Origin of the sequence: Gellertiella hungarica (genome assembly GCF_014197145.1) — a bacterium.
In the GTDB taxonomy this organism is placed as follows: domain Bacteria; phylum Pseudomonadota; class Alphaproteobacteria; order Rhizobiales; family Rhizobiaceae; genus Gellertiella; species Gellertiella hungarica.
The window spans coordinates 209747-225179 of the sequence record NZ_JACIEZ010000005.1; the positions used below are offsets into that span (position 1 = coordinate 209747).

General features: G+C 65.1%; 12 protein-coding genes. 7 read left to right on the forward strand and 5 right to left on the reverse strand.

Annotation, left to right across the window (positions count from 1 at the left end; translation table 11 throughout):
* Positions 1–10: 10 nt before the first annotated feature.
* The gene (locus tag GGR23_RS14275; protein ID WP_183366970.1) at positions 11–802 is read left to right on the forward strand and encodes an SDR family oxidoreductase; all 792 of its coding nucleotides are present in this window, start codon (positions 11–13) and stop codon (positions 800–802) included.
* A 411-nt stretch (positions 803–1213) separates the two neighbouring features.
* On the opposite strand, the gene GGR23_RS14280 is transcribed toward GGR23_RS14275, so the two are convergent.
* Positions 1214–2353: an NAD(P)/FAD-dependent oxidoreductase gene (locus tag GGR23_RS14280; RefSeq protein ID WP_183366971.1), complete on the reverse strand. Its 1140-nt coding sequence runs from the start codon at positions 2351–2353 to the stop codon at positions 1214–1216.
* A gap of 81 nt (positions 2354–2434) precedes the next feature.
* Positions 2435–3403 (reverse strand): LysR family transcriptional regulator, encoded by a 969-nt coding sequence (locus GGR23_RS14285; protein ID WP_183366972.1) that lies wholly within the window; start codon positions 3401–3403, stop codon positions 2435–2437.
* Between the two features lie 191 nt (positions 3404–3594).
* Between GGR23_RS14285 and GGR23_RS14290 the strand changes: the two genes are divergently transcribed.
* The 4 genes from GGR23_RS14290 to GGR23_RS14305 all read left to right on the forward strand — a co-directional run bounded on the left by GGR23_RS14290 (position 3595) and on the right by GGR23_RS14305 (position 7468).
* The gene (locus GGR23_RS14290) at positions 3595–4371 is read left to right on the forward strand and encodes an ABC transporter substrate-binding protein (RefSeq protein WP_183366973.1); all 777 of its coding nucleotides are present in this window, start codon (positions 3595–3597) and stop codon (positions 4369–4371) included.
* 493 nt (positions 4372–4864) lie between these two features.
* Positions 4865–6145, forward strand: coding sequence for an Hsp70 family protein (locus tag GGR23_RS14295; RefSeq protein WP_183366974.1), 1281 nt, complete (start codon positions 4865–4867; stop codon positions 6143–6145).
* A gap of 47 nt (positions 6146–6192) precedes the next feature.
* Positions 6193–7071 carry a uracil-DNA glycosylase gene (locus GGR23_RS14300; protein WP_183366975.1) on the forward strand — a complete coding sequence of 293 codons (879 nt, stop codon included), beginning with the start codon at positions 6193–6195 and terminating at the stop codon, positions 7069–7071.
* 208 nt (positions 7072–7279) lie between these two features.
* Positions 7280–7468: a hypothetical protein gene (locus tag GGR23_RS14305; protein ID WP_183366976.1), complete on the forward strand. Its 189-nt coding sequence runs from the start codon at positions 7280–7282 to the stop codon at positions 7466–7468.
* 7 nt (positions 7469–7475) lie between these two features.
* Here the strand turns inward: GGR23_RS14305 and GGR23_RS14310 are convergent, their stop codons facing one another.
* Positions 7476–8423 carry a hypothetical protein gene (locus GGR23_RS14310; protein ID WP_183366978.1) on the reverse strand — a complete coding sequence of 316 codons (948 nt, stop codon included), beginning with the start codon at positions 8421–8423 and terminating at the stop codon, positions 7476–7478.
* Positions 8424–8694: 271 nt separating this feature from the next.
* Here GGR23_RS14310 and GGR23_RS14315 point away from each other — a divergent pair, with 271 nt between their 5' ends.
* On the forward strand, positions 8695–9921 hold the full coding sequence (locus GGR23_RS14315) for an MFS transporter (RefSeq protein WP_183366980.1): 1227 nt from the start codon (positions 8695–8697) through the stop codon (positions 9919–9921).
* A gap of 3 nt (positions 9922–9924) precedes the next feature.
* On the opposite strand, the gene GGR23_RS14320 is transcribed toward GGR23_RS14315, so the two are convergent.
* Positions 9925–10854 (reverse strand): DMT family transporter, encoded by a 930-nt coding sequence (locus GGR23_RS14320; protein WP_183366981.1) that lies wholly within the window; start codon positions 10852–10854, stop codon positions 9925–9927.
* Positions 10855–11179: 325 nt separating this feature from the next.
* Between GGR23_RS14320 and pepN the strand changes: the two genes are divergently transcribed.
* Positions 11180–13825 carry an aminopeptidase N gene (gene pepN / locus GGR23_RS14325; RefSeq protein ID WP_183366982.1) on the forward strand — a complete coding sequence of 882 codons (2646 nt, stop codon included), beginning with the start codon at positions 11180–11182 and terminating at the stop codon, positions 13823–13825.
* A gap of 666 nt (positions 13826–14491) precedes the next feature.
* On the opposite strand, the gene GGR23_RS14330 is transcribed toward pepN, so the two are convergent.
* Positions 14492–15418, reverse strand: coding sequence for a phage protease (locus tag GGR23_RS14330; protein WP_183366984.1), 927 nt, complete (start codon positions 15416–15418; stop codon positions 14492–14494).
* Between the last annotated feature and the right edge of the window lie 15 nt (positions 15419–15433).

The following is a 15433-nucleotide window of genomic DNA, read 5'->3' on the forward strand; positions in this document are numbered from 1 at the left end:
AGGACATTGCATGGATCTTGGTCTGATGGGCAAGCGCGCGCTGGTGCTGGCCTCCTCGCGCGGGCTTGGCGCGGGCATTGCCGCGGCGCTGGTGCAGGAAGGCGCGGATGTCATCCTGTGCGGCCGCAACCGCGACGAGCTCGCCCAGCGCACGTCCCGGCTGAACGACGCCGGGCCCGGCCGCGCCTTCTTCACGGAAGCCGATCTCTTCCAGGAGGATGTGGTCGAGCGCCTGACCACCACGGTCAGCCAGATCTATGGCGGGGCGCTCGACATTCTCGTCAACAATTCCGGCGGACCGCCGCCCGGCCGCGCCGCCGACCTCACGCCCGACCTGCTCACCACCTATTTCAATGCCATGGTGCTGCGCCTCATCGATCTCACCCATGCGGTCCTGCCGGGCATGAGGGAGCGCGGCTTCGGGCGCATCCTGACGGTCGCCTCCTCGGGCATCATCGAGCCCATTCCGGGTCTTGCGCTTTCCAACACGCTCCGGCCGGCACTGTCGGGCTGGTCGAAGACGCTGGCCTCCGAGGTCGCCGCGGAGGGCGTCACCGTCAACATGCTGCTGCCCGGCAGCATCCTCACCGCCCGCCTCGACGACCTGGACCGGCGCGCGGCGGAGCGGAGCGGCCGCAGCCTCGAGGCCGTGCGCGCCGAATCCGAAGCCGCCATCCCCGCCGGCCGCTACGGCACCACCGAAGAATTCGGCGCCACCGCCGCCTTCCTCCTCTCCGAACGCGCCAGCTACATCACGGGATCGATGATCCGCTGCGACGGCGGCGCCGCCCGCAGCGTCTGAGCGGGGGGCGTGGAGGTAGAGGCACCGCACCCCCCTCTGTCCCGGGCGGGCGTCGAGTTTGAGGCACCGCACCCCCCTCTGCCCCTGCCGGGGCATCTCCCCCTCAAGGGGGGAGATCGAGCGCCGAGTTTGCCTTACCGCACCCCCCTCTGTCCCTGCCGGGACATCTCCCCCTCAAGGGGGGAGATCGACATTGCGGTTTTTGGTTTCCTCAAACAATGAACGTCTCATTTGCAGAAACGTCTGCTGGGGACTGCCATCATAAACCCCATCCCGATCTCCCCCCTTGAGGGGGAGATGGCCGGCAGGCCAGAGGGGGGTGCGGTGCGTCAAACTCGACGCCTTGCGGGCAGAGGGGGGTACGCATCCGCAAACTCAACGGTTTGCAGGCACCCCCACCCCACACCCCCGTCATGCCCCCCGCGCCGTACCAAACCGGGCCGGTGAAAACGTCTGCTCCGTAATCCCCTCTGCCGCGAGGTGGGCGGGGACAGGGTGGTGGCGGATGAGGGCGGCGGCGAGGGCGCCGAGGGCGGGGGATGTGAGGATGCCGAAGCCGCCCTGCCCGGCCAGCCAGAAGAAGCCCGGCGCCTGCGGATCGTAGCCGACGACCGGCAGGCGGTCCGGGGAGAAGGTGCGCATGCCCGCCCAGGCCTTGGCCACCCGCTTCACGCCGAGGGAGCTGTGTGACTCCAGGTGATGCACTGCCCAGGCGATATCGATCTCCTCCGGCTGCACGTCGCCGGGCTCGCAGGGCGTCTCGTCGGCGGGCGAAACGAGGAGCCGTCCGCCATCCGGCTTGAAATAGAAGGCGTCGGCGATGTCGTTGAGTTCCGGCAGGCGGGAGGCATCGATCCCGTCGGGCAGATCGACGAGAATGGCCGTGCGCCGCAGCGGCGTGATCCCGAGCGGGGCGACCCCGCCAAGCATTGCCACCCGGTCGGCCCAGCCGCCGGCGGCATTGACCACCGTTTCCGCCAGAAGCGGACCGGAGGCGGTCTCGATCCGCCAGAGCCCGCCCTGCCTGTCGAGATCGAGCACGCCCGACTTCAGCCGCAGCGCCACACCCCGGTGCCGTGCGCCGCGCAGATAGCCCTGCAGCAGCGCATCCGCCTCGATGTCCCAGTATTCCGGATCGAAATAGGCATGGGCAAAACTGTCCGGATCGAGGATGGGCATGCGGGCAACGGCCTCCGCCCGCGTCAGGACCGCAAGGCCCGGGACGCGTGGCGCAAGCTCCGCCACCTGACGCTCGAAAAGTGCGGCATCCTCCTCATGCGCGATGACCAGCCCGCCCCGGGGAACGAGAAGCGGAACGGCGGCAAAGCCCTCCGGCGGATTGTCGAAGAAGGGCCGTGCCGCCCGCGCCAGCGCCGAAACGGCCGGCGGATTGTAGTTCAGCACGAATTCTGCCGCCGAGCGCGCGGTGGCGTGATAGCCCGGCTGATCCTCGGCCTCGAGGATGGCCACCGATTGCTGCCCGCCGAGAAACCACGCAAGCGATGCACCCGCAATGCCGCCCCCGATGATCGCCACATCCACCCGATCCATGCGCCCTGCCCTCCTGTTACAGGCAAGGAGCTTTAGAAGGGGGCGAACCCGCTTTCAAATTTATACCCTCGAAGATGGGTATCAATAGGAAAAATAGTCTTCGCTGGGCTCGATCTCCTCGGGCAGAAACGCCGTATCCGCCACATGGGCGAGAAAGCGCTGCTCGGCGGCGTTCAGCATGGCGTTGGGATTGGTGAAGCGGAAGACATCAGTCACCGGCAGGTTGTCGTAGGGGGGCAATTGCCAGAGCCGGCCCGCCCTCACCGCCGCACCGGCGAGATGCACCGGCAGCATGCCGATGCCCACATTGGCCGCAATAAGCCGCAGCACCTCCTCGACATGGCTCGATACCGCGCGCACTTCCTGCCCGAAGGAGCCGAGCGCACGCACCGCCGTCACCGCGCTCATGTGCGGTCCGCCCAGCATGTCGGCCGGAAAGGTGACGTAGGGGTCGCCGCGCAGCGCATCCAGCGTCACCCCCCGCACCCCGAACAGCCGGTGGCCGCGCCCGCAGTAAAGCGCATAGCGTTCCTGCTTGAAGGGGGCGCGGTCGAGCCCCTCGGGAATGACGCCATCCGAGATGCCGATGGTGGCGAGGTTGCGCTCCACGGCGGAGATCACGTCCGTCGTGGTCTGGATGGTCACGCTGAGGCTGACCTTGGGATGGGCCGCGAAGAAGCTGGAGAGGCGTTCGTCCCAGTAGGGGCTGTGCACGTGACTGACGGAATAGATGCTGACATGCCCCGTCACGTCCTCGCCGGCCTGGTCGAGCGATTCCGGCAGGCGCACCACCGCCGCGAAGATGTCCCGGCACTGGCGATAGAGCCGGTCGCCCGCCTCCGTGAGATCGAAGCGCCCCGGCCGGCGGTCGATCAGCCGGTGGCCGACGGTCTGCTCCAGCCGCTTCAGCGCCATGCTCACGGCGGGTTGCTGCAGAAGCAGCCGGCTTGCCGCCGCGGTGATCGATCCCTCCTCCACGACGATGGCAAAGGTGCGCAGCAGGTTCCAGTCGAGATTGTGGGCAAAACGCTCGAGACGATGCCGGGCCATGCGCCCCCTCCTCATCAACAGAAACAATTCCGACTATCTTCAGTATCTATTTCGCTTATGCACTTTGAACGCTAAAGTGTCCAGCGTCGGAAGTCCGGGCCATTCCTGGCGCCGACCGACAAGAAAGCCGGCGGCCCGAGGGGCCTTAGACCGGTATTTTGATCAGTGGCATTTCATTTGGGGAACACGACATGAAAAAAACCATCGCAGCCCTGGTTCTCGCCGCCGCGGGCTTTGTTGCAGCCTCCGCCGGTGCGGCCGACAAGCTGGTCATCGGCACGGAAGGCGCCTATCCGCCCTTCAACAAGATCGAGGCCGACGGCAGCATCACCGGCTTCGACGTCGAGATCGGCCAGGCGCTCTGCGCCAAGATGGGGGCGGAATGCACCGTCGTCGCGCAGGATTGGGACGGCATCATTCCGGGCCTTCTCGCCAAGAAGTACGACATGATCATCGCCTCGATGTTCATCACGGAAGAGCGCAAGAAGCAGGTCTCCTTCACCAATCCCTATTACCTCGCCGCCATGACGCGCGTGGTGCCGAAGGATAGCCCCCTGACGGATTTCAGCCCGGAAGCGATGCAGGGCAAGACCATCGGCGCCCAGTCCGGCACCACCCAGGCGGACTACATCTCCGCCGTCTATGCCGATGCGGAGATCAAGCTCTATCCCACCCAGGACGAGGTGAACCTCGACATGGTGAACGGCCGCCTCGACATGCAGGTCGGCGACATGCTGCCGCTGCTCGACTGGACGACCAAGAGCAAGGACGGCGAATGCTGCAAGATCGTCGGCGACCCGATCACCGATCCCAAGTTCGTCGGCGAGGGCGTCGGCATCGCCGTGCGCCAGGAAGACAACGCCCTGCGCGAAAAGCTGAACAAGGCCCTCGACGAAATCCGCGCCGACGGCTCCTACAAGAAGATCAACGACAAGTACTTCCCCATCGACGTCTACACGATGAAGTGAGGTGCCAAGGGCGGGGTCATCCCCGCCCTTTTGGTTTTCGGGGGAGATTGGCGCGTATGCAGCGCCGCACGGCGTCGAGTTTGCCGCACCGCACCCCCCTCTGTCCCTGCCGGGACATCTCCCCCTCAAGGGGGGAGATCGACCTTGCGGTTTTTGGTTTCCTCAAACAATGAACGTCTCATCCGCTGAAACGGTGGCTGGGGACTGCCATGATAACAGCATCCCGATCTCCCCCCTTGAGGGGGAGATGGCCGGCAGGCCAGAGGGGGGTGCAGATCTGCAAACGCAACGCCGGCAGGCCAGAGGGGGGGTGCCGATCGGCAAAGCCGGCAGAGGGGTGCAGCACAACAAACCCCACGCCACCACCCGAACCCGCAGCCGCCCCCTTGCCAATGCGGGGCGAACGTGGCATCAGGCGCGTCCTTCGCGGTGGCGCCGGTGGAACCAGGCCCGCCATTTCCCACACCGACAGCGGCAGACAGGAGTGACGGGCATGGCTCGGGCATTGGGTTTTGATTTTGGCACGACGAATTCGGTGATGGCGTCGGCGGAGAACGGGGCGACGCGGTCGATGCATTTCGTCAGCCCGGCGGGCGAGCAGGATGCGATGCGCACGGCGCTGTCCTTCCTGAAGAAGCGCGACATGACGCTGAATGCGGAGGCCGGGCAGGCCGCGATACGGCAGTTCATCGACAATCCCGGCGATTGCCGCTTTCTCCAGTCGATCAAGACCTTCGCGGCAAGCCCGCTGTTCCAGGCGACGCTGATCTTTGCCCGGCGCACGAGCTTCGAGGACCTGATGGAAACCTTCGTGGATCGGCTGAGGGCTTACGCGGGGGCGGCCTGGCCGCAGGAGCCGGGCCGGCTGGTGGTGGGAAGGCCGGTGGCCTTTGCCGGCGCCAATCCGGACGAGGCGCTGGCGCTGCAGCGCTACGGCGAGGCGCTGTCGCGCCTCGGCTTTCCCGATATCCACTATGTCTACGAGCCGGTCGCGGCGGCCTTCTTCTTTGCCCAGCAGCTGAAAAGCGATGCCACCGTGCTGGTTGCCGATTTCGGCGGCGGCACGACCGACTATTCGCTGATCCGCTTCGAGCGGGAGGCGGGGCGGCTGCGCGCACGGCCGATCGGCCATTCGGGCGTGGGCGTTGCCGGCGACCATTTCGACTTCCGCATCGTCGACAACGTGGTGTCGCCGGAGATCGGCAAGGGCACGACCTTCCGCAGCTTCGACAAGAAGCTGGAGGTGCCCGGCGGCTACTACGCCAATTTCGGCCGGTGGAACCAGCTGTCGATCTTCAAGACCTCGAAGGAGTTCCAGGAGCTGAAGAAGCTGGTGCGCGTCGCCGACCGGCCCGACATGCTGGAGCTGTTCATCGATCTCGTCGATCACGACGAGGGTTTCCCGCTCTACCAGTCGGTGTCGCGGCTGAAGATGGCGCTGTCCTCGGCCGAGGAGGCGGAGTTCGATTTCGCGCCGCTCGGTCCGGCGGGCCGCAAGACCGTCCGCCGTGCGGATTTCGAGCGCTGGATCGCGCCGGATCTCGCCCGCATCGAAGGGGCGCTGGACGAGGTGCTGGCCAGCACCGAAACACCGGCCGGCGCGATAGACAAGGTGTTCCTCACCGGCGGCACCTCCTTCGTGCCCGCCGTGCGCCGGATCTTTTCCGAACGCTTTGCGGCGGACCGCATCGAAAGCGGCGGCGAGCTGATCTCCATCGCCCATGGGCTGGCCCTCATCGGCGAGCGCGACGACATTGCGGAGTGGACGGCCTGAGGCAGCGCGCTTGAAAAGCCGCGCCCGGGTCGGATAAGGTCGAACCCATGATCCAGCTCCAAGACCTTCCGCCCGACGCGCTCGCGGCCCTCCTGCATTTCTATGCGGATGCGGGCGTCGACGTGCTGATGGAAGACGAGCCGGTGGATCGCTTTGCGGAATTTGCCGCCGAGCGGCAGGCGCGCGGCATGGCGATGCAGGCACAGCGCGCCGCGGCCGCGCCGCAGGCAACAGGCCAGCCCCAGCGGGGCGAGCGCGGTGCCGCACCCCAGCGCCCGGCACCCGCCGGCGCCCAGCCCATTCCCCTCCCCGATCAGGAAGCGGTTGCCGAGGCGCGCCGGGTCGCGGCCGCGGCCATGACACTCGAGGATCTCCGGGGCGCCATCGATGCCTTCGATCATTGCGGGCTGAAGCGCGGCGCGCGCTCCACCATCCTTGCCGGCGGCGAATGCCATACGGGCATCATGGTGGTGGGCGCCATTCCGGGCTCGGACGAGGATGCCGGCGGCACCGCCTTTGCCGGGCGCTCCGGCGCGCTCTTCGACCGCATGCTCTCCTCCATCGGGCTGACGCGGGAGAAGGTCGCCGCGGTCACGGCCCTGCCCTGGCGTCCGCCGGGCAATCGCCAGCCGACACAGGCGGAGATGGATATCTGCCGCCCCTTCGTCGAGCGGCAGATCGCGCTTTGCAATCCGCGCATCGTGCTGGTGCTGGGCAATTTCGCCGCGCGCTACCTCATCGATCCCAATGCCTCGATCCAGCTGATCCGCGGCGAGTGGAAGCGGCTGCAGGTGGAGGACAGGGCCATTCCGGCGCTGCCGAGCCTGCATCCGGACGATCTGCTGCGCGCGCCCGCCTCGAAGCGCCTCGCCTGGCAGGATCTTCTCGCCTTCCGGCAGAAGCTCGACGAGCTCGGTCTCGGCTGAGCCGGTCGCCGCGGCCGGACGGACAGGAGAAACCGGCGGATTTGAGGCCATTCCCTGCGCCCAGCGCATGGCTGCCCGGCGCTTCGCGGCGATGACATTTCAACAGTCTGTCTTATTCTGCCTGTAGGGGGAGGTCGACCGCAGGGTTCTTGTGGGCTCCACGCGAATCCGCACGTTCAACCGGATCTGAAGACAGAGATCGACCGCCATGAACAATCGTATCAACCGTGTCCATTCCGCTTTCGAAAGCCTTCAGGCCGCGATTCTGATGCAGCGGCTGTCGGTCCGGGGGCGGCCCGCCTGCTTTGCCACCAACGAACAGCTGAGCGCGCTCGGCCTCAGCCGCCCGGGATCGCGCGCGGCACGCCGCGGGGAAGGACCCTTCGAGTTCCGCTGAGGGGCGTTCAGGCCGCCGGAGCAGCCGCGGCAATCGCCGCGTGGAAGGCGTGGTCGAGGTGGGAAAGCTTGACCGCCTGCCAGGCGCCGTATTCCAGCAGGAAGTGCTTGCAGATCCAGAGATCCGCCTTCCGGCGCTGGCCGCTCCAGCCGATGATGCCGGCCTCGGCCGCCTTGCGGAACAGGCGCTGCAGATAGGTGTGCGACATCATGTATTCGTCGGCCATGGAGCGGATGTTGATCGATCCGACGCTGTAGCGCCCGTCCTCGTCCGGCTCGATGGCGGCGCAGCGCGCCACCAGCTCGTCCATGACGAGGGCGCCGCCTTCGGTCCACTGGAAAAGCCCGACATTCGGCGGCGGCTCCAGCCAGCGGGTATCGCTGAGGCAGGCACGCGCCATGCGCGGCTGCGCATCCGCAAAGAGGCCGCGTTCGGACAGGCAGATCTCGTGCCGGGTCCCGCCATCGATGCTGTCGAGAACCGAAAGATTGACCTCGAACCAGCGGCGCATGGCCTCTTCGGCAAGTTCGGTCACCTCCACCCGGCGGCGGCGGCTGCGCGTGCCGTCCGGCGGCGGCACGTCCCGGCCGTAGCGGTAATGGCGCATCTCTTCCATGAAGTTGAGCACCGTGTTGCGGCTTGCGGCGGAGGTGGCGGTAATGAGGTCGCGAAGGCGGCCGACCGTCAGGCCGGAATTCTTGTCTTCGGGGCGGTATTCGAGATGCAGCGCGACGGCGCCCTGCGCCAGCAGCCAGCGCTGGTGGGAGGCAAGCGTGCGGCCAAGGCGGGGATTGGTGCCGAAGACGGCGCGCAGGCCGTGGGCCAGCGCCGCGAGCGCCTGAAGCAGGCCGGGATGCGCGGCAATGACCTCCGGCGCGAGGGGACGCGACGGCTCTCCGGACGCCTGCTCTTTCGGCGGCGAGGATGAAGATGTTGGCACTGCCAGATTTTGCATTACTTGACCCGGTGCTTGAACCCGACGGCAAACCAGCCGCCTGTTCCGCAGATCGGACAGACTCTCATCCCGTCCGCACAGGCAAATTGCTCTTTTTGTTCTTTTAAATCAAGAACAATACTAATGTTCGGTTAATGTAAGGCATTTAAATAAAACGCCGATCCGTAACGGAAAAACGCCTGTCGCAATTGACGCCGCCATCAGTCTGCCGCTTTCGCGATGATATCGGGGAGCCGCGCGCTTCCGCCCTCGCCAGCCACGGGATTTCTCCATGCTTCGCAGCCTGTTTTCCATCGCCAGCCTCATGGCCTCCACCCTGCTGATGATGGTGGGATTCGGCCTGATGAACTACATGCTGCCGATCCGTTCGCTGAACGAGGGCTGGTCGACCATCGTGATCTCGCTGATAGCGACCGGCTACACGTTCGGCTTCACCCTGTCCTGCATCGTCACGCCCTTCTTCGTGCGGCGCGTGGGGCATGTGCGGGTCTTCGCGGCGCTGATCACGCTGCTGACGGTGGGCATTCTCCTCTGCGCGCTGATGGTGGAATGGCGCGCCTGGTTCTTCTTCCGCATGGTGTCGGGCTTTGCCATTGCCGGCGCCTACCTGATCATCGAAAGCTGGCTGAACGAGCGGGTCAACAACGACAATCGCGGCACGCTGTTTTCGGTCTACATGATCACCTGCCTCGTGGGCTCCATCGGCGGGCAGTATCTCGTGCCGCTCGGCGACATCGACAAGCCGGACCTCTTCATTCTCTGCGGCGTCATCTTCTCGCTGGCTCTGCTGCCGACCGCGCTGTCGACGGCGGAAACGCCCGCGCCGATCGCCAAGGCGACCTTCAACCTCACCCGTCTGCTGAAGCGTTCGCCGATCGCCTTCTGGGGCTCGCTGCTGTCGGGCGCGCTTTCGGGCACCTGGGCCAGCCTCGGCGGCGTCTATACGCAGAAGGCAGGCCTCAGCACCGCCGAGGGCGCGACGCTGCTGGCTGCGGCGCTCGCCGGCGGAGCGGTCTCGCAGATGCCCATCGGGCGTCTGTCGGACCGGATCGACCGCCGATACGTGATGATCGGCTGCGGGATAACGGGCGTTCTCGCCTGTGCCGCGATGAGCCTTGCCGGCGGTTTCAGCACCTACCTGCTCTATGCCGGCGCCTTCCTCGTCGGCACCGTGCTCTATCCGGTCTATGCGCTCAACGTCGCCCATGCCAACGACCGCGCGGAGCCGGAGGAATATGTGATGATCTCCTCAGGCATCATGATCCTCTACGGTCTCGGCACGGTTTCCGGGCCGCTGATGGGCGGCACGGCCATGGAATATGTCGGGCCGAACGGGCTGCTCTGGTTCCTGGCGACCGCCTTTGCGCTCTATGCGGGCTATGCCTTCTGGCGCATGCAGCGCCGCGTGACCGACACGCGGGATGCGGCGACAGACTTCCACGCCATGCCGATCCCCATGCAGGGGACGGAAGGCGTGTCGCCGCTCTCGGAAGGCTGAGGCCTACCGGACGGAAATTTCCGGCACGCGCGTTGCCCGCTGCAGCTTCTGCTCCCGGTGGATGATGTAGATGCCCGCCCCGATGGTGATCGCCGTGCCGACCAGCATGGTCGGGGCCGGCACCTCCGAAAACAGCAGCCACGACACGGGAATGCCGAACAGGATCGAGGAATATTCGAAGGGCGCGATGGTCGAGACTTCCGCGTGGCGGTAGCTTTCCGTCAGGAAGATCTGCGCCACGCCGCCGGCAAAGCCGGCCAGCACCAGCAGCAGCGTCTGGTGAAGCGAAAGCCAGCTCCAGCCGAAGGGCAGCGTCAGAAGCGCGAGCAGCGCCGAGGTGATCGAGAAATAGAGGACGATCGTCGTGGTCTTTTCCGTCCTCACCAGAATGCGGATCTGGATCATGGCCAACGCCGCGCCGGCCGCGCCGAACAGCACCACGATCGCCCCGATGGCGGCATCCGATCCGAATCCTTCCGTTTCGAACAGGGTGAGCTTCGGCCAGAGGATGATGAGCACGCCCACAAGCCCCACCGCCACCGCGCTCCAGCGATAGATGCGCACCGGCTCGCTGAGCAGCGCCCAGGCAAAGAAGACCGAGAAGAGCGGCATCGCATAGTTCAGCGCGATCCATTCCGGCAGCGGCAATACCGTCAGGCTGTAGAAGCCGCAGCCCATGGACAGCACGCCGATGAAGCCGCGCTTGAAATGGCCGAAGGGGCTTTCCGTCACGAAGGAGGACCGGAGCTCGCCGCGCCAGAGCAGGTAGCCCATGATCGGCACCAGCGCGAAGGCGGACCGGTAGAAGGTGATCTGCCCCGCATTCACCCCCGTGCCGGCGAGCTTGATGAGCGTCTGCATCGCCAGGAAGATTCCGACGGAACACAGTTTCAGGGCAATGCCCCGCATGGGGCCGGAAGAGATATCGGGCATGGCATCTTTCACGAGGGGCAGTGCACGGGGCTCGGCACGATCGCGGCGGCAAGCGCCGCCGCCCCGGCACTCTATCCGACCCATCGTGGCCGGGTCATGAAAAAAGGTGATGCCGCGGCAAATAGATATGATGGACGGGCGGGGATTTTCCCGGAACGTCTTCAGCGCGATGTCGTTCTGGGGTTAATTAACGTCAATTTTAATAATAATTCAGAATTGTATGCCAGCATCACTGTAGCAGGACTGGCTACTTACACTTCCCGAGGGGTTTCCGAGGCGCGCCAGAATGACAGCTCAAGACCAAAGATCCGAACCGGGAACGACCATGCGCAAAGAAACAGGCCAGGCCATCCACCTGGCAGACTACCGCCCCACTCCTTTCGTTCTCGAGCGGGTGGATCTCACCTTCGAGCTGGATCCCACGGAAACCAAGGTCGAAAGCCGCCTGATCTTCCACCGGCGCGAGGGGACGGACCCGGAGGCGGCACTGGTTCTCGACGGCGACGAGCTTACGCTGTCGGGCCTGCTGCTGGACCAGTCGGAGCTGCCTCCGGAGCGTTACACCGTTGCGCCGGACCGGCTGGAGATCCGCGGCCTGCCGGCCGAAACGCCCTTCGAGATCACCGTCACGACCTTCATCAACCCGTCCGCCAACACCCAGCTGATGGGCCTTTACCGCACCAACGGCATCTATTGCACCCAGTGCGAGGCCGAGGGTTTCCGCCGCATCACCTATTTCCCCGACCGGCCGGACGTGCTGGCGCCCTACACGGTCAACATCATTGCCGACAAGGCGGCCAATCCGCTGCTTCTGTCGAACGGCAATTTCCTCGGCGGCGCGGGCTTCGGCCCGGACAAGCATTTTGCCGCCTGGTTCGATCCCCATCCGAAGCCGAGCTATCTCTTCGCGCTCGTCGCCGGCGATCTCGGCGTGGTGGAAGACACCTACACCACCCTTTCCGGCCGCGAAGTGGCGCTGAAGATCTATGTCGAGCACGGCAAGGAGCCGCGCGCGGCCTATGCCATGGATGCGCTGAAGCGCTCGATGCAGTGGGACGAGGAAGTCTTCGGCCGCGAATACGATCTGGACATCTTCATGATCGTCGCCGTCTCCGACTTCAACATGGGCGCGATGGAGAACAAGGGCCTCAACGTCTTCAACGACAAGTACGTGCTGGCCGATCCGGAGACCGCGACGGACGCGGATTACGCCAATATCGAGGCGATCATCGCGCATGAATATTTCCACAACTGGACCGGCAACCGCATCACCTGCCGCGACTGGTTCCAGCTGTGCCTCAAGGAAGGCCTGACGGTCTACCGCGACCACGAATTCTCCGCCGACCAGCGCTCCCGCGCGGTGAAGCGCATTGCCGAGGTGCGGCACCTCAAGCAGGAGCAGTTTGCCGAGGATGCCGGTCCGCTGGCCCATCCCGTGCGCCCCACGGCCTATCGCGAGATCAACAACTTCTACACCGCGACCGTCTACGAGAAGGGCTCGGAAGTCACCCGCATGATTGCGACCATCCTCGGGCGCGACGGCTTCAAGAAGGGCATGGACCTCTATTTCGAACGCCACGACGGCGATGCCGCGACCGTCGAGGATTTCGTGAAATGCTTCGAGGATGCCAATGGCGCCGATCTCTCGCAGTTCTCGCTGTGGTATCATCAGGCGGGCACGCCCGTCGTCACCGTGGCCGAGGCCTATGACGCGCCGACCCGCACCTATACGCTGACGCTCGACCAGGCGATCCCCGCCACCCCGGGCCAGCCCTCGAAGAAGCCGATGCACATCCCGCTCGCGCTCGGCCTTCTCGGTGCCTCCGGCGAGGAGCTCGCGCCCGCATCCGTTTCGGGTGCCGATTTTGCGGATGGCGTGCTGCACCTGAAGGAAAGCCGCCAGGTCGTAACCTTTGCCGGCATCGGCGAACGGCCGGTGCTGTCGATCAACCGCAGCTTCTCCGCGCCGGTCAACCTGTCCTTCCCGCAGGCGGAGGCAGACCGCGCCCATCTTGCCCGTCACGACGGCGACCTGTTCAGCCGCTGGCAGGCGATCACCGATCTCGCGCTCAAGGACATGCTGGATGGCGTGCGCCATCTGACCGAGGGCCGCAATGCGGCGGCCTCACCGGCCCTCATCGAGGCGCTGATTGCCACGGCCCGAGACGGCGCGCTGGAGCCGGCCTTCCGCGCCCAGGCGCTCGCCCTGCCCTCGGAAGCCGACATTGCCCGCGCGCTCGGGGAAAACAGCGATCCCGACGCCAACCATGCCGCCCGCCGCGCCGTGCTGCATGCGGTCGCCGAAGCCGGCCGGGCCGATTTCGAGGCCATCCATGCGGCCATGGGCCTTCACGAACCCTACAGCCCCGATGCATCGAGCGCCGGACGCCGCGCGCTCGGCAATGCCGCGCTTTCCTATCTGGCGCTTGCGGAGGGCGATCCCGCCCGCGCCGCCCGCGCCTTTGCGGAGGCCGACAACATGACGGTGCAGTTCCATGCGCTGAGCGTGCTGGCCCATCATTTCCCCGATGCCGCCGAAACCCGCGCGGCGCTCGCCGCCTTCGAGGCCCGCTTCCGCGACAACGCGCTCGTCATGGACAAGTGGTTCTCCGTGCAGGCCACCATTCCCGGCGAAGCCACCCTTGGCCGGATCGAGGCGCTTATGGAGCATCCGCTCTACAACGCCCGCAACCCCAACCGCGTGCGCTCCCTCATCGGCGCCTTCTCGTTCCAGAACGCCACGGGCTTCAACCGCCGGGACGGCGCCGGCTACCGGCTGCTCGCGGCCCAGATCCTCGATCACGACCCCCGCAACCCCCAGCTCGCCGCCCGCCTGCTCACCGCCATGCGCTCCTGGCGCATGCTCGAACCCACCCGCGGCGCCGAAGCCGAAAAGGCCCTCCGCTCCATCCAGTCCACCCCCGCGCTCTCCCGCGACGTCAAGGACATCGTCGACCGCATGCTGGGATAAGGGGATCGGGGTGCGGCGGTTGTCGCGTTGCACCCCCACTGCGTGGAGTTTGCCGAACCGCACCCCCCTCTGTCCCTGCCGGGACATCTCCCCCTCAAGGGGGGAGATCGGGATGCCGTTATCTTGGAAGTCCCCAGCCACCGTTTCAGCGGATGAAACGTTCATTGTTTGAGGAAATCAAAAACCGCAATGTCGATCTCCCCCCTTGAGGGGGAGATGTCCCGGCAGGGACAGAGGGGGGTGCACATCGGCAAACGCGGCGCTCAATCTCCCCCCTTGAGGGGGAGATGTCGGCGAAGCCGACAGAGGGGGGTGCAGAACGGCAAACTCAACGTTGTGCAGGGCACAGGGGAGTGCACATCCGCAACGCCGAGCGGCGCCCCCTCCCCTCAGCAGCCGCAATCCGGGATGTAGCGTGACACGGATTTCCGGAATTTTGACACGCAAATCCGGAAAATCGATTTTTTGGCCCCCTTGCAGCGGATCTCACTCAAAGCATATTTGTAACAGTTTCGAGGAGCCTTCGAGAGTGGCGTTACACCTCATTTTCTGAGGCAAATCTGACGGGAGAGACGCACCCGTGAGCGGTCGCATCCGGTGCTTCAAAGACGGGCTGGAGCTCACAACTAAAGCGAGCGATCTAGGGCAAGCCCCAGCGGAGCCTTTTTAAAGGATCGACTTAACGTCAATGCCGAGCTGAGCGGCCAAACGCTGAGCATCCGTCGACATCGTAACGCTTGTTTCTTTCGGTCGCTGTTCCAAAAACCGAGCTTCTTGTTCGTTGGTGATAGCAGGGGTCGAAAGGTAGGCAAAGGGAGTACCCATCTTCGCGCAGAACTGCTCGAACATCCCTTCGTCGAGGTCGGCAAGAGTGATGCAGAAATCGCGGAGCGCAGGCGTAGCAGTGCCTGCTTTGATGGCTTGATCTACACGAGCCTCGATCCGTGATCTCCTGGCTTTACCCACCTCTGCGGACAGCACCTCCATCGCTTCGGAGGCGCTGCTTATGACGTTGCTTGTGCTACTGGCTTTTGCTTTCAGATCGGCAACAGCAGCGAATATATCGCTTTCAGACACATCGGGAGAGAGACCCAACGCTTCGGCAAGTTTGGAGTTTGTCATGTTCGTAGGTGCTCCCTTATGGGTTTGGGCGGACGCGAGGGCGGGCATGACTAAGGCGGGTGTCGCGACTAAGCCGACGGAGTGAAGCCACACGGTTCGACCTTTTTCGTCCGTTGCCCCAAAAGCCGGAGATAGAAAGGGGTGTGAGCGTTCAGCCAGGATCGCCCTTCCGCGAGCTAGCCATTTTACGCGCCCGTACAGCCCATTTGGCCGCGCCTCTAGCTCTTCTATCCATCCATATGCCGGGGATTCTTCACCCCGGCCTGCTTTCAAAATGGTCGCATGGTTAAGATCGACAGGAATTGAAATTCCCTCTGACTTGAACCGATCAACCAGCGCTTCTGGTGAAACGTCAAATACTCTGCCGTCGCGAGCCGTGACGCGGCCTCGCGGGGCGATCTTCACCCATTCGGGGATATCGCCGTTGGTTAACTCGGCTGCGAAGGTGACAAAACCAGAGATGATCTCCATGGGCCGGTCCTTCCT

Excerpts from the sequence above, each read along its gene's own strand:
- GGR23_RS14275 (WP_183366970.1), top strand. The coding sequence starts at position 11 with ATGGATCTTGGTCTGATGGGCAAGCGCGCGCTGGTGCTGGCCTCCTCG.
- GGR23_RS14295 (WP_183366974.1), top strand. The coding sequence starts at position 4,865 with ATGGCTCGGGCATTGGGTTTTGATTTTGGCACGACGAATTCGGTGATG.
- GGR23_RS14305 (WP_183366976.1), top strand. The coding sequence starts at position 7,280 with ATGAACAATCGTATCAACCGTGTCCATTCCGCTTTCGAAAGCCTTCAG.
- GGR23_RS14300 (WP_183366975.1), top strand. The coding sequence starts at position 6,193 with ATGATCCAGCTCCAAGACCTTCCGCCCGACGCGCTCGCGGCCCTCCTG.
- GGR23_RS14285 (WP_183366972.1), bottom strand. The coding sequence starts at position 3,403 with ATGGCCCGGCATCGTCTCGAGCGTTTTGCCCACAATCTCGACTGGAAC.
- GGR23_RS14330 (WP_183366984.1), bottom strand. The coding sequence starts at position 15,418 with ATGGAGATCATCTCTGGTTTTGTCACCTTCGCAGCCGAGTTAACCAAC.
- GGR23_RS14290 (WP_183366973.1), top strand. The coding sequence starts at position 3,595 with ATGAAAAAAACCATCGCAGCCCTGGTTCTCGCCGCCGCGGGCTTTGTT.
- GGR23_RS14280 (WP_183366971.1), bottom strand. The coding sequence starts at position 2,353 with ATGGATCGGGTGGATGTGGCGATCATCGGGGGCGGCATTGCGGGTGCA.
- pepN (WP_183366982.1), top strand. The coding sequence starts at position 11,180 with ATGCGCAAAGAAACAGGCCAGGCCATCCACCTGGCAGACTACCGCCCC.
- GGR23_RS14310 (WP_183366978.1), bottom strand. The coding sequence starts at position 8,423 with ATGCAAAATCTGGCAGTGCCAACATCTTCATCCTCGCCGCCGAAAGAG.
- GGR23_RS14315 (WP_183366980.1), top strand. The coding sequence starts at position 8,695 with ATGCTTCGCAGCCTGTTTTCCATCGCCAGCCTCATGGCCTCCACCCTG.
- GGR23_RS14320 (WP_183366981.1), bottom strand. The coding sequence starts at position 10,854 with ATGCCCGATATCTCTTCCGGCCCCATGCGGGGCATTGCCCTGAAACTG.